We start from the raw sequence: 2,635 nt of genomic DNA on the forward strand, positions 1-2,635 counted from the left end.
AAGGGAAGTGGTCACATTGGCCACGATCAGCAAGATCCGGACCAGCACGCCTGAGCGGCCCGGCGTGCCGGTGCCCCATCTGGCCCCTCCATATGTCGGCTGACATCAAGCGTCGGATGGTGCCGCAGCCCTGCGTCACTCGGCATCTCAGTGCCAAGGAGACCTTCCACGAGCGCAGGCCGGGCATAGAAGTGCCGACGGTTCGCTCCCTCTCCGAAGGGGAAGTCTCATGAGCGTAGACAGAGGAAAGGTGGCGTCGTGCCCTTCGTCAGAAGGTGGATGGTTCCTATTGTGCTCGCGATCGCGGTCTGTGAGATCGTCTCGCCATACGTGCTGTCGTTCAGTGGCGGTCCGCTTGTGAACGCGGTGGTCACCGGCGTCGTGGTCGTCGTGCTCGCCTTGTGGGCGCTCAGGATCCCGTCGGCGGCCCTACCCCGCTGGCTCGTCCTCGTGGCCGGGGTATGGCTCGCCCTCTCGCCGTTCGTCCTCAAGTTCTCGCACACTGCCGGCACGACGGTCAGCAGCGTGATCGTCGGCATCGCCCTCATCGTACTCGGAGCCTATTGGGGCTTGCAGCGAGCTGGCCGCGGCGGCAGCGTCGAAGACCGCAGCCGCCGGATGGCGTAAGGGGAGACGCGAGCACGCGCGGACGACCGCGTGAGGGAGGCGTCGGGGCGACCTCTGACGGCAGGGTCGTCCCCAGCTGCCGTCAGACGGCAGCTCCCCAGTACCCGATGGCACGGGCCTGGGACCCTCCGGACGGGATGGTCCGGACGGAGAAGCGGGCCGTCGAGATCGGCAGCCCGCGACAAGAGCCAGCAAGCTGGCGTTACACGCGAAGGAGATACGGCATGAGCAAGAACGAGACAACGAGTGGTTCTGGAAGACGCAAACGGGAAGCGGGCCCCAGCCCCCACCAAGACCCACAATCAGCCGCCGGCGGCGAACTGCACCAGATCGCCGGCGGCGAGCACGCCGCGCTTACCACGAATCAGGGCGTACCGCTTTCCGACAATCAGAACTCGCTCCGGGCCAACCCGCGGGGCCCTACGCTTCTTGAGGATTTCATCCTGCGCGAGAAGATCACGCACTTCGACCATGAGCGCATTCCCGAGCGCATCGTGCACGCGAGAGCCACGGGCGCGCATGGGTTTTTCGAGCTGACGGAGTCGCTCGAGGCCTACACCCGGGCGAGGGTCCTGACCGAAGTCGGCGAGAAGACGCCGGTCTTCACGCGCATCTCGACGGTGGCAGGCGGCGCCGGTTCGGTCGACACCCCGCGTGATGTGCGCGGGTTTGCCGTCAAGTTCTATACGAAGGAAGGCAACTGGGACCTCGTCGGCAACAACATCCCGGTGTTCTTCATCCAGGACGCCATCAAGTTCCCCGACCTCATCCACGCCGTGAAGATGGAGCCGGACCGCGGCTTTCCGCAAGCGGCAAGCGCGCACGATACGTTCTGGGACTTCATCTCGCTCACGCCAGAGTCCATGCACATGGTGATGTGGGTCATGTCCGATCGCACGCTGCCGCGGTCGCTGCGCATGATCGAAGGTTTTGGCGTGCATAGTTTCCGGCTAGTCAACGATGCCGGCGAGTCGACCTTCGTCAAGTTCCACTGGCGCCCCAAGCTCGGCCTGCAGTCCACCATCTGGGACGAAACCGTCAAGATCGCCGGCGCCGACCCAGACTTCCACCGCCGGGACATGTTCGAGGCCATAGCGGCCGGCGCGTTCCCCGAGTGGGACCTGGCCGTCCAGCTGTTCACTGAGGAGGAAGCTGACGACTTCGCGTTCGATCACCTCGACGCCACCAAGCTGATCCCCGAAGAGCTCGTGCCGCTGAAGATCATTGGCCGCATGGTGCTGGACCGCTGGCCCAACAACTTCTTCGCGGAGACCGAGCAGGTCGCCTACTGTCCCTCTCACGTTGTGCCGGGCATCGACTTCTCCAACGATCCCTTGCTGCAGGGCCGCCTGCTGTCCTATCACGACACACAGCTTTCGCGCCTCGGCACGCCCAATTTCCACCAGATCCCGATCAACGCGCCCAAATGCCCGTTCGGCAACCAGCAGCGTGACGGCCAGATGCAGATGGAGCAGCCCGTGGGCCGCATCGCCTACGAGCCCAACTCGCTGTCTGAGGATTCGCCGCGCGAATCGCCGGCCGGCGGCTTCCGCAGCGCTGCGGTCGCCGAGGCCGGCGAGAAGGGCCGCGTCCGTGCCGAGAGCTTCGCCGATCACTACAGCCAGGCGCGGCAGTTCTATGTCAGCCAGACCGCGCACGAGCAGGCGCACATCGCCTCAGCGCTGGTCTTTGAGCTCTCCAAGGTCGAGCACCTTCACGTGCGCGAGGCGATCGTCGGCCATCTGCGGAACATCGACGAAGACCTCGCCCAGCGGGTCGGCGCGGGTCTGGCGCTCGGCAAGATGCCCAAGGCGCCGGTCGCCGCGGCACCCGTGCAGGACATGGCGCCCTCGCCAGCCTTGCAGATCATCGGCAAGATGAAGGACACGCTCACGGGGCGCGCCGTGGGCATCCTGATTGCGGATGGCTCGGACGGCGCGGTCATCGAAAAGGTCAGGAAGGCCGCGACTGATGCGGGCGCTGCCGTGAAGATCGTAGCACCCAAAGT

General features: G+C 65.4%; 2 protein-coding genes. Both read left to right on the forward strand.

Features of this window, described 5'->3' with window-relative positions; genetic code table 11:
• Positions 1–279 precede the first annotated feature (279 nt).
• A complete protein-coding gene (locus VF515_14545) occupies positions 280–627 on the forward strand; it encodes an SPW repeat protein (protein HEX7408851.1) in 348 nt (115 codons plus the stop codon).
• A gap of 224 nt (positions 628–851) precedes the next feature.
• A partial coding sequence (locus VF515_14550; GenBank protein HEX7408852.1) for a catalase occupies positions 852–2,635 on the forward strand: 1,784 nt, incomplete at its 3' end.

This window comes from Candidatus Binatia bacterium, from assembly GCA_036382395.1.
In the GTDB taxonomy this organism is placed as follows: Bacteria; Desulfobacterota; Binatia; order HRBIN30; family HRBIN30; genus JAGDMS01.

Bases quoted from the DNA above. Each gene is read 5' to 3' on its own strand.
- VF515_14545 (HEX7408851.1), top strand. From the start codon at position 280: ATGGTTCCTATTGTGCTCGCGATCGCGGTCTGTGAGATCGTCTCGCCA.